Origin of the sequence: Sphingorhabdus sp. Alg239-R122 (assembly GCF_900537065.1) — a bacterium.
Taxonomy (GTDB): Bacteria; Pseudomonadota; Alphaproteobacteria; order Sphingomonadales; family Sphingomonadaceae; genus Alg239-R122.
The window spans coordinates 54,801-81,286 of record NZ_UNRC01000003.1; the positions used below are offsets into that span (position 1 = coordinate 54,801).

24 protein-coding genes are annotated in these 26,486 nt (G+C 53.9%); 4 read left to right on the plus strand and 20 right to left on the minus strand.

The window, feature by feature from the left end; genetic code table 11:
* Nucleotides 1-45: 45 nt before the first annotated feature.
* Together G6Q15_RS04165 and rpmB are read right to left on the minus strand one after the other, a co-directional pair.
* Nucleotides 46-3,021 carry an L-glutamate gamma-semialdehyde dehydrogenase gene (locus G6Q15_RS04165; protein ID WP_240330745.1) on the minus strand — a complete coding sequence of 992 codons (2,976 nt, stop codon included), beginning with the start codon at nucleotides 3,019-3,021 and terminating at the stop codon, nucleotides 46-48.
* A gap of 257 nt (nucleotides 3,022-3,278) precedes the next feature.
* Nucleotides 3,279-3,566, minus strand: a complete 288-nt coding sequence (rpmB, locus tag G6Q15_RS04170) for a 50S ribosomal protein L28 (RefSeq protein ID WP_164115991.1) — start codon at nucleotides 3,564-3,566, stop codon at nucleotides 3,279-3,281.
* A 146-nt stretch (nucleotides 3,567-3,712) separates the two neighbouring features.
* On the opposite strand from rpmB, the gene G6Q15_RS04175 reads away from it, so the two are divergent.
* A complete protein-coding gene (locus tag G6Q15_RS04175) occupies nucleotides 3,713-3,883 on the plus strand; it encodes a YqaE/Pmp3 family membrane protein (protein ID WP_164115992.1) in 171 nt (56 codons plus the stop codon).
* Between the two features lie 53 nt (nucleotides 3,884-3,936).
* Nucleotides 3,937-4,392 carry a tRNA adenosine(34) deaminase TadA gene (gene tadA, locus G6Q15_RS04180; RefSeq protein ID WP_205518083.1) on the plus strand — a complete coding sequence of 152 codons (456 nt, stop codon included), beginning with the start codon at nucleotides 3,937-3,939 and terminating at the stop codon, nucleotides 4,390-4,392.
* Nucleotides 4,393-4,407: 15 nt separating this feature from the next.
* Here the strand turns inward: tadA and G6Q15_RS04185 are convergent, their stop codons facing one another.
* Together G6Q15_RS04185 and G6Q15_RS04190 are read right to left on the minus strand one after the other, a co-directional pair.
* Nucleotides 4,408-5,208, minus strand: a complete 801-nt coding sequence (locus G6Q15_RS04185) for a LytTR family DNA-binding domain-containing protein (RefSeq protein ID WP_164115997.1) — start codon at nucleotides 5,206-5,208, stop codon at nucleotides 4,408-4,410.
* A complete protein-coding gene (locus G6Q15_RS04190) occupies nucleotides 5,205-6,332 on the minus strand; it encodes a histidine kinase (protein ID WP_164116497.1) in 1,128 nt (375 codons plus the stop codon). Before G6Q15_RS04190 ends, G6Q15_RS04185 begins: the two co-directional genes overlap by 4 nt.
* Before the next feature lie 114 nt (nucleotides 6,333-6,446).
* On the opposite strand from G6Q15_RS04190, the gene G6Q15_RS04195 reads away from it, so the two are divergent.
* Complete coding sequence (locus G6Q15_RS04195) at nucleotides 6,447-7,043, plus strand: HD domain-containing protein (RefSeq protein ID WP_205518084.1); 597 nt, start codon at nucleotides 6,447-6,449, stop codon at nucleotides 7,041-7,043.
* Between the two features lie 3 nt (nucleotides 7,044-7,046).
* Here G6Q15_RS04195 and G6Q15_RS04200 read toward each other — a convergent pair whose 3' ends face one another.
* The 12 genes from G6Q15_RS04200 to wecB form a co-directional block, all read right to left on the minus strand.
* The gene (locus G6Q15_RS04200) at nucleotides 7,047-8,072 is read right to left on the minus strand and encodes a M48 family metallopeptidase (RefSeq protein WP_164115999.1); all 1,026 of its coding nucleotides are present in this window, start codon (nucleotides 8,070-8,072) and stop codon (nucleotides 7,047-7,049) included.
* Nucleotides 8,073-8,088: 16 nt separating this feature from the next.
* Nucleotides 8,089-8,883 (minus strand): DsbA family protein, encoded by a 795-nt coding sequence (locus tag G6Q15_RS04205; protein WP_240330746.1) that lies wholly within the window; start codon nucleotides 8,881-8,883, stop codon nucleotides 8,089-8,091.
* Nucleotides 8,884-8,920: 37 nt separating this feature from the next.
* Entirely contained in the window at nucleotides 8,921-10,270 is a 1,350-nt protein-coding gene (locus G6Q15_RS04210; RefSeq protein ID WP_164116502.1) for a M48 family metalloprotease, read from the minus strand.
* 168 nt (nucleotides 10,271-10,438) lie between these two features.
* Nucleotides 10,439-12,091, minus strand: a complete 1,653-nt coding sequence (locus G6Q15_RS04215; RefSeq protein ID WP_164116001.1) for a methyl-accepting chemotaxis protein — start codon at nucleotides 12,089-12,091, stop codon at nucleotides 10,439-10,441.
* Between the two features lie 64 nt (nucleotides 12,092-12,155).
* Nucleotides 12,156-13,046 (minus strand): alpha/beta hydrolase, encoded by an 891-nt coding sequence (locus G6Q15_RS04220; protein WP_164116003.1) that lies wholly within the window; start codon nucleotides 13,044-13,046, stop codon nucleotides 12,156-12,158.
* 45 nt (nucleotides 13,047-13,091) lie between these two features.
* On the minus strand, nucleotides 13,092-13,718 hold the full coding sequence (locus G6Q15_RS04225) for a LysE family translocator (protein ID WP_164116006.1): 627 nt from the start codon (nucleotides 13,716-13,718) through the stop codon (nucleotides 13,092-13,094).
* A gap of 66 nt (nucleotides 13,719-13,784) precedes the next feature.
* Complete coding sequence (locus G6Q15_RS04230; protein WP_164116008.1) at nucleotides 13,785-14,201, minus strand: GFA family protein; 417 nt, start codon at nucleotides 14,199-14,201, stop codon at nucleotides 13,785-13,787.
* Between the two features lie 9 nt (nucleotides 14,202-14,210).
* Nucleotides 14,211-15,512, minus strand: a complete 1,302-nt coding sequence (hslU, locus tag G6Q15_RS04235) for an ATP-dependent protease ATPase subunit HslU (protein ID WP_164116010.1) — start codon at nucleotides 15,510-15,512, stop codon at nucleotides 14,211-14,213.
* 36 nt (nucleotides 15,513-15,548) lie between these two features.
* Nucleotides 15,549-16,115, minus strand: coding sequence for an ATP-dependent protease subunit HslV (gene hslV / locus G6Q15_RS04240; protein ID WP_164116012.1), 567 nt, complete (start codon nucleotides 16,113-16,115; stop codon nucleotides 15,549-15,551).
* A 46-nt stretch (nucleotides 16,116-16,161) separates the two neighbouring features.
* A complete protein-coding gene (locus tag G6Q15_RS04245) occupies nucleotides 16,162-17,166 on the minus strand; it encodes an NAD-dependent epimerase/dehydratase family protein (RefSeq protein ID WP_164116014.1) in 1,005 nt (334 codons plus the stop codon).
* A 38-nt stretch (nucleotides 17,167-17,204) separates the two neighbouring features.
* Complete coding sequence (gene wecC, locus G6Q15_RS04250; protein ID WP_164116016.1) at nucleotides 17,205-18,464, minus strand: UDP-N-acetyl-D-mannosamine dehydrogenase; 1,260 nt, start codon at nucleotides 18,462-18,464, stop codon at nucleotides 17,205-17,207.
* Nucleotides 18,454-19,575 carry a UDP-N-acetylglucosamine 2-epimerase (non-hydrolyzing) gene (wecB, locus tag G6Q15_RS04255; protein WP_164116018.1) on the minus strand — a complete coding sequence of 374 codons (1,122 nt, stop codon included), beginning with the start codon at nucleotides 19,573-19,575 and terminating at the stop codon, nucleotides 18,454-18,456. Before wecB ends, wecC begins: the two co-directional genes overlap by 11 nt.
* A gap of 141 nt (nucleotides 19,576-19,716) precedes the next feature.
* On the opposite strand from wecB, the gene G6Q15_RS04260 reads away from it, so the two are divergent.
* Nucleotides 19,717-20,694: an endonuclease/exonuclease/phosphatase family protein gene (locus G6Q15_RS04260; protein ID WP_164116020.1), complete on the plus strand. Its 978-nt coding sequence runs from the start codon at nucleotides 19,717-19,719 to the stop codon at nucleotides 20,692-20,694.
* A gap of 21 nt (nucleotides 20,695-20,715) precedes the next feature.
* Here the strand turns inward: G6Q15_RS04260 and G6Q15_RS04265 are convergent, their stop codons facing one another.
* The 4 genes from G6Q15_RS04265 to G6Q15_RS04280 form a co-directional block, all read right to left on the minus strand.
* The gene (locus G6Q15_RS04265; RefSeq protein ID WP_164116022.1) at nucleotides 20,716-21,906 is read right to left on the minus strand and encodes a hypothetical protein; all 1,191 of its coding nucleotides are present in this window, start codon (nucleotides 21,904-21,906) and stop codon (nucleotides 20,716-20,718) included.
* Nucleotides 21,907-21,945: 39 nt separating this feature from the next.
* Nucleotides 21,946-24,123: a polysaccharide biosynthesis tyrosine autokinase gene (locus G6Q15_RS04270; RefSeq protein ID WP_164116024.1), complete on the minus strand. Its 2,178-nt coding sequence runs from the start codon at nucleotides 24,121-24,123 to the stop codon at nucleotides 21,946-21,948.
* Between the two features lie 22 nt (nucleotides 24,124-24,145).
* Nucleotides 24,146-24,874, minus strand: a complete 729-nt coding sequence (locus G6Q15_RS04275; RefSeq protein WP_164116026.1) for a polysaccharide biosynthesis/export family protein — start codon at nucleotides 24,872-24,874, stop codon at nucleotides 24,146-24,148.
* 138 nt (nucleotides 24,875-25,012) lie between these two features.
* On the minus strand, nucleotides 25,013-26,449 hold the full coding sequence (locus G6Q15_RS04280) for an O-antigen ligase family protein (RefSeq protein ID WP_164116029.1): 1,437 nt from the start codon (nucleotides 26,447-26,449) through the stop codon (nucleotides 25,013-25,015).
* Nucleotides 26,450-26,486 lie beyond the last annotated feature (37 nt).

Below are 26,486 nucleotides of genomic sequence, written 5' to 3' on the forward strand. Positions count from 1 at the left end.
GGTCTAGCTAGGGGCAGGGCTGAAATTATGCAAGTTGCAGCTTGCTCAGATATCCTCATCCTCCAGGCTGAGCAGGCTGGCATTGCCGCCTGAACTGGTGGTATCAGTGGTGGTCACACGCTCGGCGCAGAAACGGTGCAGATAATGCGGCCCGCCTGCTTTTGGCCCGGTGCCCGACAGGCCTTCGCCGCCAAAAGGCTGGCTGCCAACCACGGCCCCGATCATTGACCGGTTTACATATAGATTACCGACATGGGTACGGCCTTCCACCAGTTGTCCGGCGCGGGCGATACGGCTGTGCAGACCCATTGTCAGGCCAAACCCTTTGGCGTTTACGGCCTCTACCGTGGCTTCCAGCTGTCCGGTTTTCCATGTCGCTACATGGACGAATGGCCCGAACCATTCGTCGTTCAGGTTATCCATGCTGTCCAGCCGAATAAGAGTGGGCGGTACGAACAGGCCTTTCCCGGGTACATCCACTGTTTTGATGATATGGTCCCGCATTGATGCGCGATAAGTCATCAACCTGTCATAGGAAGGCTGGTCGATCACCGGACCGATATCAGTTGACGAAAGGGCAGGGTCGCCGACAATCAGGGCGTCCATGGCGCCCGACAACATTTCCAGTGTGCGGTCCGCTATTTCTTCCTGTAACAACAAAAGGCGTAAAGCGGAGCAACGCTGTCCGGCGGACTGAAAGCCGGAAATGATGATATCGCTAACCACTTGTTCGGGCAGCGCGGTGGAATCGACCAGCATCGCATTTAATCCGCCGGTTTCGGCAATTAATGGTACGATTGGGCGATGATCGTCGGTCACGAGTGACCGGGCAATGGCCTTGGCCGTAGGCACTGATCCCGTAAAAACAATGCCATCAATGCCGGTATGTTCGGTCAGCGCGCGGCCCATATCCGCACCGCCAATGGCGAGTTGCAGCACATCGGCAGGAATGCCCGCTTCATGTGCGAGCTGAACAGCATAAGCCGCGATCTTGGGCGTTTGCGGTGCAGGCTTGGCGATCACGCAATTGCCGGTAACCAGTGCCGCCGTCACCTGGCCCAGGAAAATGGCAAGCGGAAAATTCCACGGCGCGATTGCCGCCCATACGCCGCGCCCGTCCATACGTAGCACGTTGGTTTCACCCGTTGGGCCGGGCAGTTCAATAGGCTGCATCGCCCGCGCCTGATTGGCGTAATAATAGCAAAAATCAATTGCTTCGCGGACTTCGGCCAGCGCGTCGGGAATGGTTTTACCTGCTTCCTGCGTAGCCACGGCCATGAGCGGGCGTTGATGCTCTTCCAGCAAAGCTGCCAGCCGGTCGAGACAGTCGGCACGTTCCTCTACAGGAGTCTTGTCCCATGATCGGAACGCTGCTTTGGCGCTGCCGACCATAGTCTCAACATCGGCGCTGTCGGAAATGGAAATATCAACCTGCTGCCGCACATCTTTTGCAACTTCGGCCAGTATCTTGCGGTCATCCAGATCGATGCCGGTGCTGTTGTCGCGCGCAGGCTGGAACAGGTCACGGGGCAGGGGGATACTCGGGTGGCGCGTACCGCCATATTTGACCACCGTGTCAAGCGGATCACCGAGCAGTTCGACATCGCTTTTGCTCTCATCTGCGAGCTGATGCACAAAGCTGCTGTTCGCGCCATTCTCCAGAAGGCGGCGCACCAGATAGGCGAGCAGGTCACTATGTCCGCCCACAGGCGCGTAGATGCGGCAGTGATAGCCATCCTGCCGCACCATATTTTCATAAAGGCCTTCGCCCATACCGTGCAGGCGCTGGAATTCAAAACTATCCTTGGGTGTGTTCTGTTCATTTGCCCAGTTGATGATAGTGGCCACCGTTTGCGCATTGTGGCTGGCAAAAGCGGGTTCAATATGACTGTAATCCAGCAGGTCGCGTGCGCAGGCAAGGTAGGACACGTCGGTCGCAGGCTTGCGGGTGAACAGCGGATAATCGTTAAGGCCTTTTTCCTGCGTATATTTGATTTCGCTGTCCCAATAGGCGCCTTTGACAAGCCGCACTTTAATCCGCTTGCCTGTGTCTCTACCCAGTGCATTGGCCCAGCCGCACACGGCGCGGGCACGTTTGGAATAAGCCTGCACCGCCATGCCAAACCCATCCCAGCCTTTCAGGTCCGCGTGCGAAGCCGCACCCTTGATAATGTCCAGGCTCATAATGAGGCGTTCGGATTCTTCGGCATCGACCGTGAGCGCAATGTCGTGCGCTTTTGCCTTGCGGCCTAATGCGGTCAGCATGTCAGTGAGCGCGGGTACACAAATATCCGATTGTGCGGCTTCATAGCGCGGGTGCAGTGCGGAGAGTTTGACCGAAATGCCGTGCCCACTGGTACTTTTCTTGCCAATCGCATCAATCGCATCGGCATAGGCGTCATAATAGCGTTCTGCATCCTCATAAGTGCGGGCCGCTTCGCCCAGCATATCAAAACTGGCTGTGAAACCGCGATTGGCTTTTTTGTCCATGCGTTGCATGGCTTCTGCGATGGTCCGGCCCATGACGAACACCTCGCCCATCAACCGCATGGCCGCGCCAACCGATTGCCGTACGAAAGGCTCACCGCTCCGAGAGATTAGACGCTTCAACGTGCTTGCCTGCGGATCGCTCGATAGAACGGCGCGGCCCAGAACCAGCCCCCATGTTGCGCTGTTCACCAGCGCGCTTGATGACTTGCCGCTATGTGAGCGCCAGTCGGCATCACCAATCTTGTCGGCGATCAACCGGTCGGCCGTTTCCGGATCGGGCACACGCAAAAATGCTTCGGCCAGCGAGAGCAAGGCAATCCCCTCCGCGCTGTTCATCCGGTATTCCTGCAGAAACTGGTTCACCCAGCCGGAAGACTGCGCGGCGCGCAGTTCGGCAAGCAGGCCGTAAGCAATATCGAGTGTTGTGGCTTCGGCTTCTTCACCGTTGCGCGCACGTTCGACCAGAGGCATCAGCACATCGGGCTCGGATAAACGATGCAGACGGCGCATTTCTGCGCGTGCCTCTGCCATGGAGGAAATCGGGTAGGAAATAGAAGATGCCATAAGCGACTCGCATAAAAATGTTACGCCCGCCGGTAACCTGTCGCTGCTATCAGCTATATCGCATATTTATCAACCATAGTGTGCTGACGGTGCTAATATAATTATCACACCATATGCCAGTGCCCTTCATGGCTAGAAGGTGTTTTGGAACGCGCATACGAAAAAATCGCGGCAATCCCTGATGGATTACCGCGATTCGTTTTCGCTTAAAGCCTGATATGGTTTTAGGAGGCAGCGTCTGCTTTTTGCAGTTCGCGTTTTACCTTAAGGGCATTTTTGCTGAGCTTGCTGTCTGCTGTTTTCAGCAGCCAGTTGTCCAGTCCGCCATTATGCTCAACTGAACGCAAACCCGCGGTAGACACGCGGAATTTGATGCTGCGGTCGAGTTTTTCGGACAGCAGGGTCACTTTCTGCAGGTTCGGCAGGAAAACCCGCTTTGTACGGTTGTTGGCGTGTGACACATTGTTACCCACCATGCGGCCTTTGCCGGTCAGTTCGCAAATACGCGACATTGTTCTAATCCCAATAATCTGTGTAAGAAAGAGCGGTCCAATAGCGCCCAGGCGGCGCTACGTCAACATTAGAGTCACCTTAAAATGCGATGAAGCGGAACTTTTTCGGCTCTTTTCCCGCAAGTATATAAACAACAGGAGGCATCATGATTATATTGAAAATATTACTCGCCATTTTCCTGCCGCCGCTGGGCGTAGCTGTGAATGAAGGGATTAGCCAGAATTTCTGGATATGCCTGTTGCTTACGGTACTGGGCTATATTCCGGGCGTCATATTTGCACTCTATGTGCTTTTGGCGGCGCGCACCAGTATATAGACAGCGATTGAGGGCTGGACGGAACGCGATATTTCATCCACAGCTTGCGTGTCATGTCGCTAGAAACCGCTCGAAATTATATGGCGCAAGCGCTGAGCCTGGCCAGGCAAGCCTCCGATATGGGGGAAGTGCCGGTTGGCGCGATCATCGTCAGAAATGGTGAAGTCATAGCTCAGGGCCACAATGCGCCGCGCGCTTTACATGACCCCACTGCGCACGCCGAGATTGGGGCAATACGCAGCGCGGCGCTGGCATTGGGAAATGACCGATTAACCGATTGCGACCTGTGGGTAACACTGGAACCGTGCGCCATGTGTGCAGGGGCAATCGCACATGCGCGTATCAGGCGCCTCTACTACGGGGCCTCAGACCCCAAAGGTGGGGCTGTGGAACATGGACCGCGTGTATTTGAGCAGGACACGACATTGCACAGACCGGAAGTCTATGATGGCATTTTTGCGGATGAAGCAGCCGATCTGCTGAAGGGTTTTTTCGCGGCGCGGCGGTAGTGTTTAATGCGCTTTTTAATGCACAAAACGAGCAACAACATCACGGTAACTGCGGCTCACCTTCACCTGCGCACCTGATTCAAGGATCAGGAAACACTCGCCATTGGTATGCGGTTTGACTTGCCGGACCTGGCCCAGATTGACGATTGTCGAGCGGTGAACACGCTGAAAATGGCGCGGGTCAAGCCGTTTTTCGAGATCTTTCATGGTTTCGCGCAGGATCAGTGAATTGTCGGCCGTATAGATGCACATATAATCACCCGCGGCATCGATACGTTCAATTGTATCCACATCGACGCGGAAAATCTGTCCTCTATCCTTGATATTGATGAGTTTTTCGTAACGACTTGATGTTGCAACATCGTCTTCGTCCTCAAATTTCTCCATTTCTTCAGGAGCGACTTCGGCAAGTACGTTTTTCAGCTTCTCGACCTCTTCGGCGCCGCGTTTTTCCGTCAGCCTTACCCGTACGCGTTCCAGCGCGTCGGCAAGCCGGTCGTCTTCGACAGGCTTCATAAGATAATCGACCGCTTCGGCTTCAAACGCGCGTAATGCGTGATCGGAATAAGCTGTGCAGAATACGAATAGGGGTGGTTCGATTTCCATAACGCCTTTGACAACCGAAAATCCATCAAACCCTGGCATCTGTATATCGAGAAAAACCAGATCGGGCTTGAGTGTCTTGATCTTGCGAATGGCCTCGCGCCCGTTCAGGCAGGTGTCGATAATTTCGACATCTTCATATTTTTCAAGACGTAACTCCATGCCTTGAATAGCCAGTTTTTCGTCATCAACCAGAATTGTGCGTATCGTCATTTCAATTGCCTTTGTTCCCGCTTTTCAAACGGAATTTCTATTATAACCGAAAAACCGCCTTTTGGGGAGGAGCGGGCTTCGAATAAATGGTCCTCGCCATAAGCCTGTGACAGGCGGTCGCGGATGTTCGCAAGGCCCACGCCTGTTGAGGCATCAACGGAATGTGCCGGACCTGCTTCTGTCACCATGTTCGCTCCATCCGTATTTTGCAATCCGGGGCCGGTATCAGAGACGGTGATGCGAAGTTTCGGCCCGACAAGCTGAGCGATAACATTGATATCAGCCCCGCTTTCCTGCGGCGTCACAGCATATTTGATGGCGTTCTCCACCAATGGTTGCAGTAATAATGAAGGCAGCAAGCCTTCTTTCGCGGCATCGTCTATTTCAAAATAGGCGCGCAGGCGGTCTTCGAACCGCATCTTTTCTATATCGAGATAGAGCTTGAGAGTTTCAACCTCTTGCGCGACAGTCACCCGCCCGGTGGGCTCATTGGCCAGTGTATAGCGCAGGAAAGATGACAGGCGCGACAGCATGGCATTGGCGGGCTCAGTCTGTTTAAGCAGCACAAGTGTCGAGATGCTGTTCAGTGTATTGAACAAAAAGTGCGGGTTAAGCTGGTATCGGAGCATCGCAAGTTGCGCGCTGGTGGCTTGGTTTTCCAGCCGGGACAGCTGGTCTGCCTGTTCTTCGACCTGCAGAAAATAATTAATAGCATAATAGAGCGCGGACCATGCACCGAGCAGGGTAAGGTTGAGGTACATGGTTCCAAGGGCAAAGCCGGTAAGCGTCGTGTTTGACCCCTGGCGGTATATAGTGAGCACCCAGGCGTCTATCAGCGCGCAGATCAATGCCATTGCGATCAGGACCAGGCCAGTTACGCCCCATGTCACAAGCGGCCTACGGTTGATGAGATTGCGATATATGACCGCCAGCACCAGCGATGCCGAATATCCGGTAATTGTAGCAACTAGTACGACAAGCAGGAAATCTGCCTGTTGTCCATTGGCTATGCCCGATACGGCGCGCAGCACCATGGCACCTGCCCAACCGGCAAATTGCAGATACCAGAAGGCCCGGTTTTTATCAGCAAAAAACGGGGCAGGTTTTATTGGCAGAACGGCCATATGAGAAGGCATAAAGTCTTTTTGGAATATCGAACCTATTTTGTCACGCATGATTTTCCATTTTTGCCGCTCTGCTATAATGTCGTGGCGAACATGCGGATAAGGAGCGCGGACATGAACGACCAGGTGAAAACAGGTGATATCGAGGCGCAAGCGGGTTTTTCTGCCATGACAGAAGGAACTGCCAAAGACTGGCAGGTGATAGCCAGTCATTTTGGGCCGTTTGCAGGGAAGGTTGGGGAACGCGTACTGGAACATCTGAAGCTGCTTGACGGTGATTATGGCGGCTTTCCGATCGACCGGCTGCAACATAGCCTGCAAACGGCGACTCGTGCACATCGCGACGGGCGCGATGAACCTTATGTGGTCATGGCCCTGCTGCACGACATTGGGGATACTCTAGGCAGCTATAATCATCCCGACATTGCCGCGGCGATCCTGAAACCTTTTGTAAGTGAGAAATTGCACTGGATCACTGAAAAGCATGGAATTTTCCAGGGCTATTATTTCTTCCATCACCTGGGGCAGGACCGGGACATGCGTGAGCAGTATCGCGGGCACAAATATTTTGATGCCTGCGCAGAATTCTGCGAAAAATATGACCAGGCGGCTTTTGACCCGGAGTATGACAGCCTGCCGCTCGAATTTTTCGAACCCATGGTAATGCGTGTTATGGCACAGCCGATCAATTCAATATATGCCGGGGATTAGGCTCTATTCGAGTATGGCAAATTCACTGGTGAGGAGCGGCGGTGCGTAGCCTTGCGGGTTGCGGCCCATTTGGATCATCTTCGCGATTTCTTCTTCGAACAACTGCACGCGTTTTTTGTAACGGTAATGTGTCGGGGCGGACAAGACGCCTTTGCCATGCTGTTTTCCGTAACGATTCCAGAAACGTATAGCCCCCAGCGGATCATAACCGGCATTGGCCATCAGCCAGACCGATAAACGATCGGCTTCGATCTCGGTTTGTTTGGTGAGCCGCGCACTGCGGCCAAACGCCCCGAACAGGCCGTCACTATGTCCGGCTGCTTCGAGTCGCTGTAAATGCCGTAATATATTGTGTGCCAGCTCATGCGCGATAACGGCCGCCAGTTCGTCATCATCAGCAGTATAATCCACCATGCGCGTACTGATGCTGACTAGGCGGCCATCTGCGGACGCTTCAAACTTTTTGCTAGGGATAAGCTGGAACCGGCTCTGGCAGGTTTTGACAGGTGATATGGTGATATCACGCTGTCCGTCAGTATTTGCGAGCGTGAGTTTGACACTTCCTGCGGCAAGGGCATTTTCCCACCCGTCGCGCACGCGCACAAGACGGGCTATGCTGGCTTTATCTGAAGGTTTGCCCCGCGTGTCACTGTTTGGCAGAGGGTCCGCATTATTGATGGCGACAATACTATCATTGGCGGCAATACCGGCCTTTTGTGCTGGACTGCCCTCTGCCACTGCCAGCACCGCAATGTCGCGTGCAAAGCCATAAGCCTCACGCGCAGTGCTGCGGTCCTGATACTGGGCGATATCGTGGAGGGCCAGGCCAGCCCGCATCTCTGTGTCGCGACAAAACGGGGCGCTGCCAGAGACCAGCCGGTATCCGACGGAAAGCAAGCGGTTATCCTTGGCCTGAAGCGATTTGAAACCATCCACCCTGGCGCGTTCAAATGCCGCACTTTGGGAAAGTGGCAGCGCGCATAGCACCATGGCAAGGATCAAAACCGTTTTTCGACCTGCCTCGATCATATCTGCCCCGAAAATGCTATTTTTTGGCCTTGGCAGCCCGTGCGGTTGCCACCGCGTCCTTCAATCCGGCAAGGCCCAGTGCGCCGTTATAGGTCCTGTCACCAATCACCCAGCTAGGCGTGCCCGAAAACTCAAGCTGTTGCGCGATTTGCAAGTTTTTCTCAAGTAATTGGCGCGCCTGTGGCCCATTGGCGAATGCCCGGGCCGTGGTCATGTCCAGTCCAGCGGATTGTGCGGCGGTTTCGATGGTTGCGGCATTGGGCTTTCCAGCAGCGAATAGCGCCTTGTGGAAAGTATAAAATTTGCCTTGTTTCGCAGCTGCTAGTGACCATGCCGCTGCACGTGCACTGTCTTCCGAAAGGATCGGAAGTTCGCGGAAGACGACTTTAACATTTTTGTCCTGCGCCAATAGCTGACTGACATCGCTCACGCTTTGCGCGCAAAAACCGCACGCATAATCGGAGTATTCGACAATGGTGACATCGCCATTGGGATTGCCCGCCCATGCGCTTTCATAAGGTGTTTCTATCTCGCTGCGCACAGAACCTAGCCGCTCTGCAGTCTGCCGCTGCCGCAATATCTGGACCGCTTCGGTGATGATTTCCGGGTTTTCCAATATATATTCACGCACCACCGCTTCCATGGCGGTACGATCCTTTGCATCCAAACCGGCTGCCTTTAACGCTTCGGCTGTATCGGTTTTTTCGGTCTGCGCATTTGATGCGGTTCCGCAGGCGGTCAGCGCCATCATGGCGCTGGCAAAAAATGCCGTGCGGATCGCAGCAGGGCGGAATATCGATGTTCTGGTCAAATTCTGGCTTCCTGTATTGGGGAAATTCCGGTGTATATTAGCGCCGTTTGCGGTTCTCCTCAACCGCGACGCGTGCCAGGATGGCAATATCCTGTGCACGGATCCAGTCAGGACTGCCTTCTGGCAGGCCCAGCATAGCAGTTTGAGCATTGCGCAGTGCGAGCGGTGCATTACGTTGCAATACAAAGCCTTCTGCCGATGCGAGCCGCGCCCGGGGTTCATCGCCCTGTTGTGAATAGATAACGCCCAGTTGATACCATGCGAAAGGGTTTGCATTGTCTTTCGAAACAGCAGCTTTCAGCACCTTTTCCGCTTCATCGAAATTGCTTTTATCTTCTGTCGCGACCAACGCATGTCCGAACAGGGCGGCGATAAGAGGCTGGTTATTGGTAAGATAAACTGCCTTACGCAAAGGCTCCAGGGCATCGGTAGGTCGTCCCGATTCCAGAAGGATCTGGCCTTTCAGCTCAAGAAAATACGGATCTTCGGGCTCAACGGCGAGCAGAGCATCTGCTTCGGCCAGAGCTTTGTCAGGATAAGCGGATTTGTGCCAGGCATAAGCACGTGCATAGTGTGCCTGGATGCTCGTTTTATATTCCGGATAATCCCGTAATGTGGCCGTGGGTTCATCGACAAACCCCTTCAGCTTTGCCTTTACACGCTGGAACCGTTTTTCAAGGGCAGGATCCGTAGATGCATCCCATGCCGGGTCTTTTTCATACACATCCTGCAGCACGGATATGCGTTCACCTGACAGAGGGTGGGTTCGATCGTAACTGTCGTCCTGCGGAATTGCGAGACGGAATTCCAGGTTTTGCAGCTTTTTGAAAAAGGCCAGCGATCCACGCCCGCTGATACCCGCTTTGGACAGATAGTCGGCGCCTGCGATATCTGCGCTAGATTCCTGCACACGCGAAAAGGCCAGATATTTACCCAAAGCGGCCTGTTGCCCGGCGGCAAATATGCCCATGCCTGCTTCACCGGCACCTGCTGCAATAGCGGCTGCGCCCAGCACCAGGCTGAGCAAAGTTATGCCAGTCGCCTGTTTGACACCATCGCTATGGCGGATAACATGGCCGCCAACTACATGCCCCAGTTCATGGGCGATAACACCCTGCACTTCATTGGCGTTGTCCGCCGCTTCGATCAGGCCGCTATGGATATAGACGGCCTGTCCGCCCGCAACGAACGCATTGATGCTTTTGTCACCTATCAGGATAATGTCGACATTGCGCGGGTCAAGCCCTGCTGCGCGGATCAGCGGTTCGGACATATCATCAAACAGAGCCTCTGTTTCCGCATCACGCAGGATCGACTGCGCTGCTGCTGGTTGCACTGTCAGCGCTATCGCCACAAACAGGGCTAGAAGCTGTTGCATATGTCGCATGACGCGCTTTGCCGTCGGCAAAGACATGGAATGTCCGGATGGATTTTGTGTCATGTCCTGCATTTGTCCGATCGCGCCTGAACCCAATATGAAAAATATGGGCCCATGGTAAATCATGCGGCATCATTTGTCAGACAGAATCTCTGGCATGGAGCGTGATAGCCCTGATTATCCAGTCTTTAGCTGGCTCAGAAAGTTTGTACTGGCGCTTTGCAGTCCCGAAATATTATCCTGCAATTCTTGCATCAGCGTTTGCATGTTGCTGGATAAATTACGGATTTCCTGCGCAGAACTCAGCACATGCTGCGAATGTTCGTGCACATTATCCGCATTGTCCGCGACACTATGCGCCTTGCCGCCAATTTCGCCTGTCGCCTCTTTCTGCTGACTTATCGCGGCTGCGATATTACCTGCACCCTCGCTTACCATGTCAATTTGATCGGCAATGGATGCGATGGATTCGACTGACTGCGTCATGCGTGACCGGATATTTTCCACCGTATCGCCTACAGTTACAATCGCATCACTGGTTTGGGAGGCAAGGCTTTTGACTTCGCCGGCCACCACTGCAAAACCCGATCCGGCTTCGCCTGCGCGTGCAGCCTCAATTGTGGCGTTAAGCGCGAGCAAGTTGGTCTGCGCGGCAATTGTTTCGATAAGCGCTGTGATTTCGGCGGCCTTTTCGGCCTCCAGCGCCAATGATTCGACAGCATTTTGTCCTTCGCGCGAAGATTGCCGGATAAAATCAGTTGCGCCATGCTGTTCGTTGACCTGCGCCGATACGTCACTCGCCGTTTGTGTCAGCTGGCTTGAGGCGGCCACAACCGACTGAATGGCGTTGCTGACATTGGAGGCATTTTCTGCCACCTGCTTTGCGCGTTGTTCGGTGCGGTCGCCAATTTCGCCCAAACGGTCAGTATGTGTGCGCATCACGGATGCAGCGCGCGCCGTGACCATGATTACCTGCATAACAGATTTTTCGAAAGCGTTGGCGAGGCGTTGCATATCTGCAAGGCGGGCCTGTTCCTGGTGGGTACGGTTATTTTCGATCTGCTGACGTGATTTTGCTTCTTCCTCCATTTTCTGCCGGTAGGTGCGTTGTTCAAGCTCCATCTGCTCTTTTTCCGCTGCGGCCAGAGCGACAGCCTGGTTTTGGGCATCTCCAAATGCGGTCCACTGTGTCATGGCAGCGCGCCACAACATAAAAATATATGCCGGAAAAAGTAGGTAAAACAGGCCGGGTAATGCCATGTTGCTGGAAGAAAAAGTGACGACTGTCAGCGCTGATGTGGTCAGGAACCATATCGCACTGGCAGATGGAGACGGGAAATAGATGATTGCGCCTATGGAGATGATGGCCATAGTCATGGCAATCACCATCATTTGCATCTGGATATCGGCAGACATTAATATCGCGCTGATCAGGCTCATCCAGCCTGTTCCCCAGACAGAAATGGTGACCAGAAAAGCTGCTGAATAACGGCCAAGCGCCTCAGGATCACCGGCAATTCTGTCTCCGAACACAATCAGTTTCCAGTTGAAATAGAAGAACACGCAAACAATGCCGGCCAATGTGCCGAGTATCGACAGGATAAGTGAAGCATTGGGGGCCGAGGAAAATGCATAGGCCAGAACCGGTGCAAACAGCAGCGCGGGCGTTGCAATGGCAAGTTGATTGCGTGCGACGGCCCGTAATTGCGCATATTTAAGCTGCGCATCATCATGGCTCTTTTTGCCTGAAAACAACTGCCGCAATTCGGGCATCATACCCCGGTAATGCGCGGTGAGGACCGCAAGCAGTTCAGATTTGACGTCAGACATTCATCTCTCCTGAATGTCTGCATAGGGTTAAATGGTAAAAGCGTCGTTAACCATGGCCTTGGCGTTATTTCTCCAGCTCGTCCTGCATGAAAGCAACACTGTCATCCAATATGCCGGCACTGCTGCGGAACGGACGTGAAATGGCCATGATGATCCGGTAATGGTCAATATTTGTATATTCCCTATATTCCGCTCGCCCACCAAGATGATTGACCTTTTGCGCCAGAACTCTGCTGTTGCGCGGCTGGACCACGTCATCTGTATCGCCGCTCGCCAGCCATAGCGGTGGATTGTCCTTGTGCGCATAATTAATCGGCTGTGTGATTTCAGGGCGCGGGGTGTTCCCGAAGCTTGCCTTGGTGGCGTCGGATGTGAAGGGATGAAAGTCATATGGCCCGGCCAGACCGATAACGCCGCGGATAATATCGGTATTTTTACCAAGTCGCCCCAACCATTGCGGATCGAGTGCGGCCATGGCGGCATTATACGCGCCCGCGCTATGGCCGCCGACGAAAATTTTTGCAGGATCGCCGCCATATTGGGCGATATTGTCATGCGTCCAGGCAATGGCACCTGCGCTGTCTTCTACCATCGCCGGGAAAACTGTTTCCGGGTGCAGCCGGTAATTGGGCAGCACGACCAGGAAACCCCGCGCAGCATAGGCTTTTGCAGCAAAACCGTAATGGTCTTTGTTACCGCTGTTCCATGATCCGCCATAGAAAAATATCAGGACCGGTTTCGGCACTTGCGTATCATCTTCGGTTGCCCAGATATCAAGGTCGTTACGGTTGTTATCCCCATAAGCAATATCGTCACCAACCAGCTTATAGCTTCCTTCATCGCTGAAGAAACTGTCGGCCATGTCCAGCTGTTTCGCAGAGGGCAGGGAGGTAAACCACCAATAAGCGGCCCCGAAAGCGGCAAATATAATTGCCAATATGATGATCCATCGCATTGGCATCTCATGCCGAAACAGACGCGGCAAGACAAGCCATTTAATCTAACGATTAATAACCAGCATTGCTGTTGCGACCAAAAGCAGAACAATACCGCTTATCCGGCTTAGATAGCGGGCATTCCCTGATTTTACCGCTATGTCAGCCGTGCGTGCGGCAACAACGGCATAGAGCAAAAGCCCGAATGTTTCGGTAAAGACCGTGATGATCGCCAGAATAAGAATTTGCGGGACAATGGCATGGTCAGAGTCGATAAATTGCGGCAGGAAAGCAGTATAGAAAAGCAACGCCTTGGGATTGGACATATGCACGGCAAGACCGCTGCCAAAGCCTTTCAGGAAACCTATCGCACCGCTTGATACGGCTTTGGGTTTCGATGTCACCCAAGCGCCTGCACGGATCATGGAAATGCCCATCCAGACCAGATAGACTGTGCCAGCATATCGCAATGCCGTGAACAGGTCAGGCATGGTTGTTGCAAGCGCAATCAGGCCCATGGCGCACATGGCATACCAGATGAAATTACCGACATTTATTCCAGCAATTGGTCCCCAGCCATTGCGGAAACCGCCGGCGAAAACATGGCTTGCTGTGACCATCGTTGCCGGACCCGGGATCAGGCAGAATAACAGGTCCGTGATAAAGAATAACAGGATGGTTTCGATGGCCATGATATTAGCATATCGTCCAGATTACCTGAATGGGCAATTCAAAATGAAATATGGCTTGTTTCCTGTTTACTTCGCTTCCTCGATCTGCTCCGAAAATTCCTCAAATTCAGGCAATTCGTGAATAGAACGGATCCAGTCCACACGCTCTTTGACCTGGATATGTACCTGTGCGGGCAAGGCGCCGGGATCATCGAGTGTACCGGTTTGCACATCAATCAGATCCGGCAGGAATTCGGCATTGCTGTAAAAAAGGCCTGTGCCGCAAGCCCCGCAAAAATGCCGCCTTCCATGCTCTGAGGAAGCATAGATTCTTGGGGCCCCACGTACATCCAGATTGCCAAGGGGCAACATGGCCCAGCCAACCATATGTGTACCCGAATGCCTGCGACAGTCGCTACAATGGCAAAGCACGTGGTTTATGGGGTCAGCAGTGATTGTGTAGCGGATCACGCCGCAATGGCATTTGCCGGTCAATTCAGTCATAATGTGCGTTTATAGCACATATTTGCTGAGATCCGTATCCTTTGCGATATTGCCAAGCTGGCCATCAACATAGTCGGCGTCGATGGAGATGGTTTCACCAACTTTCTCTTCGGCGGTAAAGCTGATTTCTTCGATCAGTTTTTCCATCACCGTCTGTAAACGCCGTGCACCGATATTTTCGACGCTTTCGTTTACATTAGCCGCCGTCCGCGCAATGGCGGCAATGGCATTGTCGGTAAATTCTATCGTCACATCTTCTGTACCAATCAGTGCCTTATACTGTTCGGGCAGGTTCGCCTTGGTATCGGACAGGATTGCCACGAAATCTTCTTCGGTCAACGCGCGCAGTTCCACCCGGATGGGCAGGCGGCCCTGAAGTTCGGGCAACATGTCACTGGGTTTGGCGACGTGAAACGCGCCGCTGGCGATAAAGAGCACATGGTCGGTTTTCATCGGGCCATATTTGGTGGCCACGGTTGTCCCTTCAATCAGTGGCAACAGGTCGCGCTGTACGCCTTCACGGCTGACGGAGCCGCCGCGGACATCGCTCACGGCGATTTTGTCAATCTCGTCAAGGAACACAATGCCATTGGCCTCTGCATCGGCCAGTGCGACGCGGGCGACATCGTCCTGGTCCATCCGCTTTTCGCTCTCTTCCTCGACCAGCTTGTCCCATGCATCGGCGACACGCATCTTGCGTGATTTCATCGGCTTGTTACCAAATGCCTTGCCCATCATGTCGGACAGGTTAATCATGCCCACCTGTCCACCCATTCCGGGGATTTCCATAGGTGTGCCCGGCGTATCTTCCATCTCGATTTCGACTTCGGTGTCGTTCAAATGGTTATCGGTAATGCGTGCACGGAAGCTTTCACGGGTGGCCTCGCTGGCATTGTCGCCGACCAGCGCGTTGAGCAGCCGCTCCATGGCCGCTTCGGATGCCGCTTCACGCACGCTATCACGCCGGCGGTCCTTTTCCAGCCGTACAGCATCTTCAACCAGGTCGCGGGCAATCTGGTCCACATCGCGGCCAACATAGCCGACTTCAGTGAATTTCGTCGCTTCAATCTTGATGAATGGCGCATCGGCGAGTTTGGCCAGGCGTCGCGAAATTTCAGTCTTGCCGCAGCCTGTGGGACCGATCATCAATATGTTCTTGGGTGTAACCTCATCGCGCAGGCTTTCGGGCAGACGCTGGCGGCGCCAGCGGTTGCGCAGCGCCACCGCTACGGCTTTTTTGGCATCTTTCTGACCAATAATATGTTCGTCAAGCGCGGCGACAATCGCCTTGGGGGTAAGTTGTTTTGTCATATATCTTTCTCGCCAGAACGGCTAATATCTACAGGCTTAGTCTTTGGCATCCATCACTTCGACGGTCAGCTGGTCATTGGTGTAGACGCACACATCGGCGGCAATGCCCATCGCCTTGCGCGCGATTTTTTCGGCATCTTTTTCATATTCCATCAGTGCGCGCGCAGCCGCCAGCGCGTAATTGCCGCCAGAGCCGATGGCAGCAATGCCATCGACCGGTTCCAGCACATCACCATTGCCGGTCAGGATCAGCGTCACTTCTTTATCCGCAACGATCATCATCGCTTCCAGGTTACGCAGATATTTATCGGTGCGCCAGTCCTTGGCCAGTTCAACCGCAGCGCGCATCAGTTGCCCATTGTGCCGTTCCAGCTTGCCTTCCAGCCGTTCAAACAGCGTGAAGGCATCTGCCGTGGCACCTGCAAACCCGCCGATTACGGAACCATCGTGCAATTGGCGCACTTTTCGCGCATTGGGTTTCATCACGGTCTGGCCCATGGAAACCTGGCCATCGCCCGCAATGACAGCTTTGCCATTTTTGCGGACGCCGATAATCGTGGTGCCATGCCATGTGGGCATGGAGCTTTGTTCGTTATTGCTCATGAAAACGGATATGGGTTGCGCCGCATATGAGTGCAAGACTGGCAGCTTAAATGCCGTGATATTTGCGGTACCAGTTTACAAATTCCGGGATGCCGGTGTCGATACCCGTTGTGGGCGCATAGCCCAGATTATCTGCAATTGCGCTGATATCGGCATAGGTTTCGTACACATCACCCGCCTGCATGGGCAGATAGTTTTTCTGCGCCTGCATTCCAGATGCCCGTTCAACCGCAGAGATCATATTACCCAGCTTTTCAGGCTTATTATTACCGATATTGTAAATTGTGTGCGCGCTGATGCTGCCGCCCGGCTTGGGCTTTCCATTATCGGCGGGCGGATTGTCGAGCGCAGCGACAACACCGTTGATAATGTCGCCAATGTAAGTGAAATCGCGGCGCATATCGCCGTTATTATATATGTCGATAGGCTCGCCCGCCAAGATGGCCTTGGTGAATTTCCAAAGCGCCATGTCCGGGCGGCCCCATGGCCCGTAGACCGTAAAAAAGCGCAAACCCGTCATCGGTATGCCGTAAAGATGCGCATAGGTTTCGCTCATTAGTTCATCGGCTTTTTTGGTGGCGGCATAAAGCGATACGGGATGATCGACACGGTCTTCGACGCTGAGCGGCAGGCTATCCGCATGGCCGTAAACCGATGAGGAGGAAGCATAGACCAGGTGCGTCGCATTACGCGCACGCGCTAGCTCAAGGATATTGAGATGCCCAACCAGGTTGGACTGTGCATAGGCCCGGGGATTGTCAATCGAATAGCGCACCCCGGCCTGCGCGCCCAGGTGTGCGATATGGCTGAAATTATGACCTTTAAGTGCCGTATCAAGTGCCTGATGATCAGCAAAATCGACTTTGTGAAAGCGAAAATTACCGCCTGCGATACTGGCAATATCATCCAGTCGCGCCTGTTTCAGCTGCGGATCATAATAGTCATTGAGATTGTCGATACCAACCACGCTGTCGCCGCGCGCCAGCAATGCCTTTGTCAGCGCGTGGCCGATAAAACCGGCGGCGCCCGTTATCAATATCGGATCAGCCATGAAGCCTGTATAGCCCCGGCGGGATCAAAATGCCCGCTTTATGCAAGGTGCCGCCATTGTCCGCGTGTGTCATACACCTCTTTACCCTCCAGTTTGGTCTTATCCATATCAGCAAAAGCCTTATGGTCCACCAGGAGGATGACAATGTCACAATCTTGCATCGCCGTGTCTATGTCCACCAGCCTGGCAGCGGACCCATCAAACTGGTGCGGCAATTCACTGGCATAGGGTTCGACAATCTGGACGCGTTCGCCGTATTTTGCAGCTATAGCCTGTGCGACTTTCAATGCCGGGCTTTCGCGGAAATCGTCGATATTGGCTTTGAAAGACAGGCCAAGACAGGCGATTTTTGCATCAGGGTGCGCATCAGCCATGGCCTCTACGCGGCCAATGACATAATCGGATTTGCCGTCATTTACGCGGCGCGCTGTCGCGATCAGGGGCGTTTCATCGGGCGCACTGTCAACCAGGAACCACGGATCAACCGCAATGCAATGGCCGCCCACGCCCGGGCCGGGTTGCAATATGTTCACGCGCGGATGCCGGTTGGCCAGCTCAATGACATCCCATACATTCAGGTCCATCTTATCAGCAATCAGCGAGAGTTCATTGGCAAAGGCAATGCTGACATCGCGCGAGGCATTTTCGACCAGTTTCACCATTTCCGCAGTGGCGGCTGTGGTTTCAATACACTCGCCCTTCACGAAAATCTGGTAAAATCCACGTGCTTTTTCGGCGCAATGCGGTGTAATGCCGCCGATTGAACGGTCGTTTGAGACAAGCTCGGCGATGATTTGCCCGGGCAATACGCGTTCGGGGCAATAGGCGACATGTACATCCATATCGCCATCACCAGCCTTGGCAATTTTCAGATCAGGGCGTTCTTCGGCCAGCAATGCTGCCATTTTATCTGTCGTGCCAATTGGTGAAGTCGATTCCAGTATGACCAGATCACCTTTCTTGAGTACAGGCGCGATACGTTTTGCTGCGTCCAGTACATAAGTGATATCAGGCACATGGTCGCCAACAAACGGTGTGGGCACGGCGATAAGGAATACATCACTTGCGCGCGGTTCCATCGAGGCGGACAGGCGGCCGCAGGCAACCATGTCACGGACCAGCACGTCAAGATCATGTTCCTCAATATGGATTTCACCGCGATTGATGGTGTCAACCACGTCCTGTTTCACGTCGAGGCCCAGCACATTGCAACCGGATTGCGCGATAACAGCAGCAGTGGGCAGGCCGATATAGCCGAGCCCAACCATAGTGACATTGGGAAGAGTGTCAGATTGCATTTTTGATAATTCCTGCGATTTTTGCGGCAGACGTGCCGTCACCAAATGGATTATGCGCCTTGGCCATGGCGGCATAGGCATCCGCATCATCGAGTAATATGAAAGTTTCCGATACGATTTTGGCGCGATCTGTCCCGACCAACTTGGCGGTACCTGCGGCAACGCCTTCGGGGCGCTCAGTCGTCTCGCGCATAACTAGCACAGGCTTGCCGAGCGCAGGGGCTTCTTCCTGCACACCGCCGCTATCGGTCAGCATAATGTCTGCGAGCGACAGCAAATGCACGAAATGCGGGTAATCCAGCGGTTCGATCATCGCGACATTATCCAGTCCCGCCAAGGCCTCATCCATGACTGCACGAACGTTGGGGTTTGGGTGCACTGGGAAGATGATGGCAACATCATCACGCGCGGCGATATCCGCCACGGCGGCCGCAATATTTTCCAAGCCACCGCCAAAGTTTTCGCGCCGGTGGCTGGTGACGCCGATGATACGTTTGCCCGCAAAACGTGATTTTAATTCGTCCAGACCGGATGCCAGTTGCGGCTCTGCCTCAATCCGCTGTGTTACCCAGTGCAGAGCGTCAATAACGGTATTGCCGGTAATATGGACATGGTCCGGGTTGACCGCTTCCTTGCGCAGCGCCTCGGCAGATGTTTCGGTAGGTGCAAAATGGAGGTCGGCTATATTGCCGATAATCTTGCGGTTCACTTCTTCGGGCCAGGGGTGGTAGATATTGTAACTACGCAGTCCTGCCTCAACATGCCCGACAGGTATCTTGCGATAATAAGCGGCCAGCGCCCCCACCATCGCGGTAGCAGTGTCGCCCTGTACTATCACGCGATCTGGCTTTACTTCATCCATGACCTCACCAATTCCAGTGAGCAGGCGCGCTGTCAGCGCATCGAGCGACTGGTCTGGACGCATCACGTCAAGGTCATATTGCGGCGTGACTCCACCAATTTCCAGGACTTGATCCAAAATTTCGCGGTGCTGCGCTGTTACGCATGTAACGGGTTCAAATCCTTCGGTATTTGCAAATGCATGCAAAACAGGGAATAGCTTGATAGCTTCAGGCCGTGTTCCGAAAATAGTAAGTATCTTATAAGTCAAGACAGGGTCTCATCATGTTTGAAAAGGCGGGAATATATGGTCGCCGCTATATGAAGAAAGCCTTGTCAGTGCAACCTCAATTGGCTAGGCGCGCGAACAGGCCGGTACAGGCCTATGGCAAAGCGTGGGCAGGAAATGGTTATGGATAGAGCAGGCCGTGTTTCACATGCCGGGCAGCCTTTATGGCGGAGGCCCGGTTTTTACTTGCACTGGATCCCGCGTCTTGCGGTGATCGGTCTTGCCCTATGGCTGCTCAGCTGGTTCGCCATTGGCGATAGCTTGCGCTATCTGGGCTTTATCCATTCGGGTGCATTCATATATGGCCTGATGGGGTTGCTGGCGGCTGTGATCATGGCGGTTCGTCGCGACTTTATTTGGGCTGGGCTGGGGGCTGTTCTTGCACTGGGCGTCCTGTCCCATGGCAATGGATATAACATGTCGGCGGGCGAAGCCGCGAAAGAGGCCGGAAGCATACGCGTCGTCAGTGCATCACTGCGCGGCCGTAATCGGCAGATGGAGGCTGCTGCCGAGCGGCTTGCCAGCTATGATGCTGATATTATCGCGGTACAGGAAGTGTCGGATTTCGCGCAACTGTCAAGCGCGCTGGAAAAGGCGAGCGGAATGAAGTGGCAGAGCGTGTCAAAAGGCCCGCTGTCCATATTTGCGCGCGGACCGGTAGAATATAGCACCGGCGAAGAGTTGGACTCCGTCCTCAAAGCGCAGATTAGTTACAAGGGCAATCCGCTTGCCATATGGACAATTCGCGCGCCTAAAAACTATGCGCGCCCTGCAGAAAACAGGGCTTTTTCTGTCGCTTTGAGAAATTCCGCACGCGAAGAAAAACCGCATTTTGTTGTTGGCGACTATAATGCCACACAATGGAACGACAGCTATGTGCTTATGGATGCAATCATGCAAAATGCACAGGCCAGCGCCGGGCTGGGGCAGGGTAGCAGCTTTCCGGCACGCGGCCGCCGCAGCGGCATTTTAGGCGCATTTGCCCGCATCGATCATATTTTCGTACGCAATGATCTGAAGGTGCATAATGCATTTACCGGTCAGGCCAGTGCGGGGGCGGATCACCATCCCGTTATTGCAGATGTCACGGTAAGACCGTAGGCAGCCGGCGCGCCGATTCAGTTAGTCAACGCTTAGCGTGATCGCGCCGATGCGCAGACGTTTTGCGCTAGACACGCCGCCTAAAGGAGTTTCGAGAGCCAGCCGATAGGCGCTGCACGTGCCCGAGACAGGAATCGTCCAGCCATTTTGCGCAGGGCCATTGGAGCGGAAATACTGCTTGTTGCCTTCGGTGCCCAGGCATGTCAAAGACCAGCGCATGTCATGCATATCACGCAGTGCGCCGCCATCCACATCGGCGGTCAGACGCGCCGTGCCAGAGGCAATGCGTAGGTTGCGCCATGTAAGATCGCCAATGGCGCGGCGATCAAGCTCCAGGTCGAGTGTCATGGGATTGCCATTTCCGTCCTCTTCGACAGAGGCAAATATTGAGCGGCCTGTGCTGAGGCGCCAGTCAAAGGGCAGTGGCTTGTCAACACGTTCGCCTGTGGGCCAACTTAGACGCGCCATTTTGCCCGACTCTACGGCGATGCCGTCTTCTGGGAAAAATTCCGTCCACAGGCTGAGTGCCCTGCTTTCCTGGCCCTTGCTGATAAGCAGGTTGACATAAGGTGTCATTTCCCGCCGTGTCGCAGGTGCAGGGCTGTCCTTTAGTGCGCGGACCAGACCTTCAAAACCATCATATTGCTTAGCAGGCGTATTTTTGCGCGTTGCAAAGAAATTTTCACGCCAGTTCGGCATATTGGCAAATTGCGCTTTGAGCGGCTCGGAAAGTTTTGGTTCCTGCCCCGCGAGGTTGAAGATGCTGAAAATCTCCTCCTGCACCTTGCGCCGCCGCAACAAGGCATCGGTGTGTTTAATGGCGGTTCCATAATCTTCACCAAGCAAGGCTTGCTGTAGCAACCATGCCTGTCCTGCGCTGTCGCGCCAGCTCATTTCACCGCTGATTTTCACGAGGCGAAGTCCAGTTTCTTCCTTACCTGCTTCGAAATCAGTTATGCCCACCGTGCGTAGCGCTTCGACATGGGCAAGCGATTTACCCAGTGCTTTCAGGGCCAGGTCACGGGCTATTTTCTTTTCACCGGCGGCATAGGCATCAGATGACAGGCGAGCCAGAGATTCGCCGCTGTCACCCGGGATAGTAATGGCCGTCATATATTGATTGCCATTGGTGGCGGCTTCGGACAGGCCGGTGCTGATAACCGCTGCTGCAATTGCGGTACCTGCCAATATCCTGACTATACTGCTTATCATCTTGCTGGCCTGTCTGGTTTTTCCGGAACCGGAAGAAAGCTACTTGCCCTCTGCCTTCGTACGACCATAAGTGTAATCATAACCATAATAATTGCCATAGCCGGTGCTGCTAGCGTCAAATTTGGTGAGCAATACGCCCAATATATTGGCGTTTGCATCGCCCAGACGGCGCATGGCTGTCTTGGTTTGGCCGCCATGCACCTTGCCAGCTTCCACCACCAAAATGGCACCGTCGACTGCGCGTGCGATTTGTGGGCTGTCGGCAAGGCCCATCACAGGCGGTCCGTCGATCAGGATAACATCAAACTGGTCCTTATGCTGCTCCATGAAACGACGGATCGTACCGGTGACCATAAGCTCGGCCGGATCTGGCGGAATAGGACCGCAGGACAGGAACTGGAAACTGACGCCTTCAGGATTCTGGACTTCGCGTTCCAGCGAGCTGTTTCCTGTCAATACCGATACAAAGCCGCCATTATTGTGCAGGCCAAGATAGCCATGCAGCGATGGAATGCGAAGGTCGGCATCGATAAGCAGCACGCGTTTGCCCGCACGGCCAAAGCTTTCTGCAATTGCTATCGCGCTGGTACTTTTACCCTCGGCCGGCTGGCTACTGGTCATCAGCATGGATGAAGGCGCACCATCGGCAGTGCTGAAATCAAGCGAGGAACGGACGGAGGCATAGGCCTCTGCGATTGCCGACTTGCGGTCGCCCAGTGCCTCGATGATTGTCATGTCCGTATCATAAAGCGGTGTAGTGCCCAGCAACGGCAGGCCAAGCTTGCGCTTGACGTCATCAGGTGAACGCACCGAGTCATCAAATGTCTCACGCAGGAAGGCAAGCAGTGCGCCCAGAGCGAGGCCTGCAAACAAGGAGAGCAGGATGTTGATGAATGGCCGCGGAGACACTTTACGGGCATCTTCCGCTGTGTCGATTATCGAAATATTGTTGGTCGCGGCATCTGCATTCGTGCTGACTTGTTTATAGCGTTCCAGCAGCGACTGGTAGAGTGTGCGATTGGTGTCAACCTCACGGCTAAGCAGGTTCAGCTCAATACGCTTGTTCTGTTCTGCCAGCGTGGCATCTTTCAGGCCACCCAGACTCTGGCTGAGTGATGCTTCCTGCCGCCGTGCGACTTCATAGGCATCACGGATTGAATTGCGAATATCCTGGGCCAGGTTGCGGATCTGGCTGTCAATCGATGCCATCTGCGTGGATTTATCCTGCATGACAGGATGGCCAGGCTTATAGCGTTCGGTTAGTTCGCGCAGTTCCGCCTCTTTTTGTGCACGTTCATTCTGCAATGCCTGAATTGTGGAGTTGCCGAGAACTTCTGGCATACTCATTAACGGGGTACGCTGCGCTTGTTTCCATTTTTCCTCAGCCAGAATCCTGTTTGTCTTGGCGGCTGCGACATCATTGTTCATCTGCACAAGATTCGCAGTTGTAATCGAGCGTGGCGCCGCTTCATCCGAAGATGTCGAAACCCCGTCGCTGGCGTCGATTATCTGCGAATTTTTCGCATAGAGAATGGCCAGTTTTTCAGATTCTTCCAGCCGTTTCTTGGTATCGGCGATTTCTTTTTCCAGGAAGTCGCGCGCATAGGATGTTGCTTCAAAACGCTGCTCGATATTGCCGGTGATCAGGTTTTCGGCATAGGAGTTTGCCACCTTGACCGCAGTTTGCGGGTCAGGACTGGTAAAAGTGATATTCGCGATATTCGAATTGAATGGCAGGGTGATCTGAACATTGCTGGTCAGTGCCTCAATCACCTGTGCCCGGCGAATACGCTGCACATTATCGCCCGTACCGGCTTCGCTCGCAGGCTCCACATTCATGGCGACCAGGAAATTGTCATTTGCGGTCAGGCGTAATTCATTTGCTACCCGGGTTGCCATGCTACGGCTTTTGATGAGGTCTACCTGGCCCTGTACATAGCGCTGGACTTCACCGCCGCGCAGTTCGCGTTCAATAGCACCTTCCTCAACGATCGTATCATTGCGCGCCTCGATTTGTACTGACACGCCCGCCGTATATTGCGGGGTCATCAGGAAAGTCGCGATAATTCCCAGCAAGAGCGCCGCGAGGACACTGGCAAGGACGACGTAACGCTGGCGGTATGCCATTGAACGCAAGTCACCTAAGTTAAAGGAAAAGCCACCGCTTTCCTCGTCGTAGCGGTCTTCCAGGTCACTGGCTGCATAACGGTCGTTCATTTTTACAAAACCTTATAAATCATCAAAAGCGGGTAAAGATACCCAGCAGCGGGGCCGTTTTCAGGAAGTCCTGGAAACCCTGTTTAAAGCCGGAGAAGCCAACGACAACAATATCACCCGGCAGGATCTGCGGGTTTTCTGCTTCGCCAGCGCGGATTGCTGTATAATCGAAAACGGCAACCAAGTTTTCACCATCAACCTTACGGAAAACAGCAATTTCTTTCAATTTTGCCGTAGAGGTAGGGCCGCCCGCCATGGCAATCGCGCCAATAAGGGTGGTGTTCTGTGTCATGGAGAAGACACCTGGCCGTTCCAGCGCGCCTTCAACGGTCAGGCGCCGTGAATTCACCTTAAGGATATTTACGGCGACATCCGGGTTTACCAGATAATCCTCGCCATAACGCCGCTCCAGCTCGCTGGACAGCTCTTGCGGTGTCTTGCCAACTGCGCTCACCTGTCCGATCAGTGCCATTTCAAAACGTCCGCCGGTATCGACGGTGACTTGCTGCAGGCTAAGGTCAGGTTCGCGGAATACAGTGACGCTCAGTTCGTCCTGGGGACCAATCTGATAGGCTGGATAGGCATCGGGGAAAGATTGGGAGGATGCCGCGGAAGTTGTCAGGATGTTCGCAGTTTGTGGGACACTGCCGGATACTACATCGCGGCTGCCATAACATGCCGTTAGCGCGGTGCATGCACTGGCCATCACAAGCCAACGTGCCATCACTGTGCGTTTGGAAAGCGATTGCATTAATTTTTTCCCGTCCGGTTTTTAAATTCTCTGTTATCATGAACGTGGTTATGCCGGGGTAAGCCGGACACAACTGTCCCGTCCATCTCGATTCCAGTCTCTAGCTGAAAGATGTTTGTTGTAAAAGGCAAAAGGGTTTTATCCTTGTTCCGCTGCGACAGGATGGTCGGCCGCATGCACGGCCTGATGCCGTGATTCAGGCCGCTTGCGCCTGCCGGAAGCGGCGATAATGGACAGTAGCAGGGAAGCGACAGCCATGATGGACAGGCTGCGCAAGGGATAATCGGTCAATGAATGTAGCGCAATAAAGGCCAGTGCCGCGATGGCATAGCCTGCCATACCCGATGTTCCTTTGTTCTGGCTGCTACGAAACAGCTGAAACGCACGCCGTACGGCCCAGAATACCAGGCCCGCTGTTATGGCGAGGCCGAATATACCCGCTTCTATGCCAATTTCCAGATATTCGTTATGCGCATTGTTCACATAATGCGTGCCGACAATGGCGAGTGTCTCATTTGCCCTGAATGCCGTGTCGAATGTCCCCAAACCCGAACCGAAAGGCATATACTGCCACATTGCATTCCACGCATCGGGCCAGAATTCAAAACGGTGGTCTTCATTCTGACTGAAACGCTCCACCAGCGTATTAATGGCCTGAAATCGCCCGGTAGACAGCATGGCCGCGATCAGGGCCGCAATAGCCGCTGCTATGCCGCCAATGATCCACAGCGCCTTTTTACGAAAGCGCGCTGGCAGCAGTGTATATGCCACAAATATGAGCGCTGGGAGCAACAAGGCTGTGACGGTGCGGCTGTTGGTGGCCAATATGGCGAATGCCAGTACCAGCACCACCGCCGATAGCAGCATGATCTGCCCGGGATTGGAATTGCCTGACCGCCGGGTGGCAAACAGCTCCGCGGCAACAAAAATGGCGATCAGCAGGAGTTGCGCCATATGGTTGCGGTTTGCAAACAGACCGATGGGCAGGCCTTTATGAGACGTCTGGTAAAGATAGAAACTGTTTCCGCCCGATATGGCTTGCAGGAATGATGCGCCAAGATTGACAATAACCATAATGAGCACGAGCATGAGCAGCAGCCTTCTTTCCTGCACGTCCAGGTGCATGGCTGCCAGTACTATCCCCAGCGGCACGACCAGGCTGAGCCCGCTCTGCAAGGTCATTTCCGGGTCAATCGACCATGGTCGCCAGGGCTGGCTTTCATATAGCAATCCCGAAGCCTCAGCCAGCAGTTCACGGCCGGGAAGCGTCTGCCAAAGAGCGGGAGGGAGGGGGATAAGCTGCGCTATCACCAGCACCGCCGCCGCACCCAGTAATATTACAAGGCCCCTGAATGTAGGCCAGTTTTCGGCTGAACGCATATTACCCAAGCCAATCACCAATGCCGGAATCGCGGCGAGTTGCACAAGCATTTCGAAAAGCGCCGTCCGGCTCCCTCCTCCGCCCAACAACAGTGCCATGACAAGCAGAAAGCCCGATGCCCAGAAAGCATGGCTTCGTCCCGCTATTACAGGGCGCTTTTTATCATTGATAGGAAAAGAAATATTATCGTTCATCACTTGTTTCAGGGCCAGTTTTCAGCTCTCTTAGTGG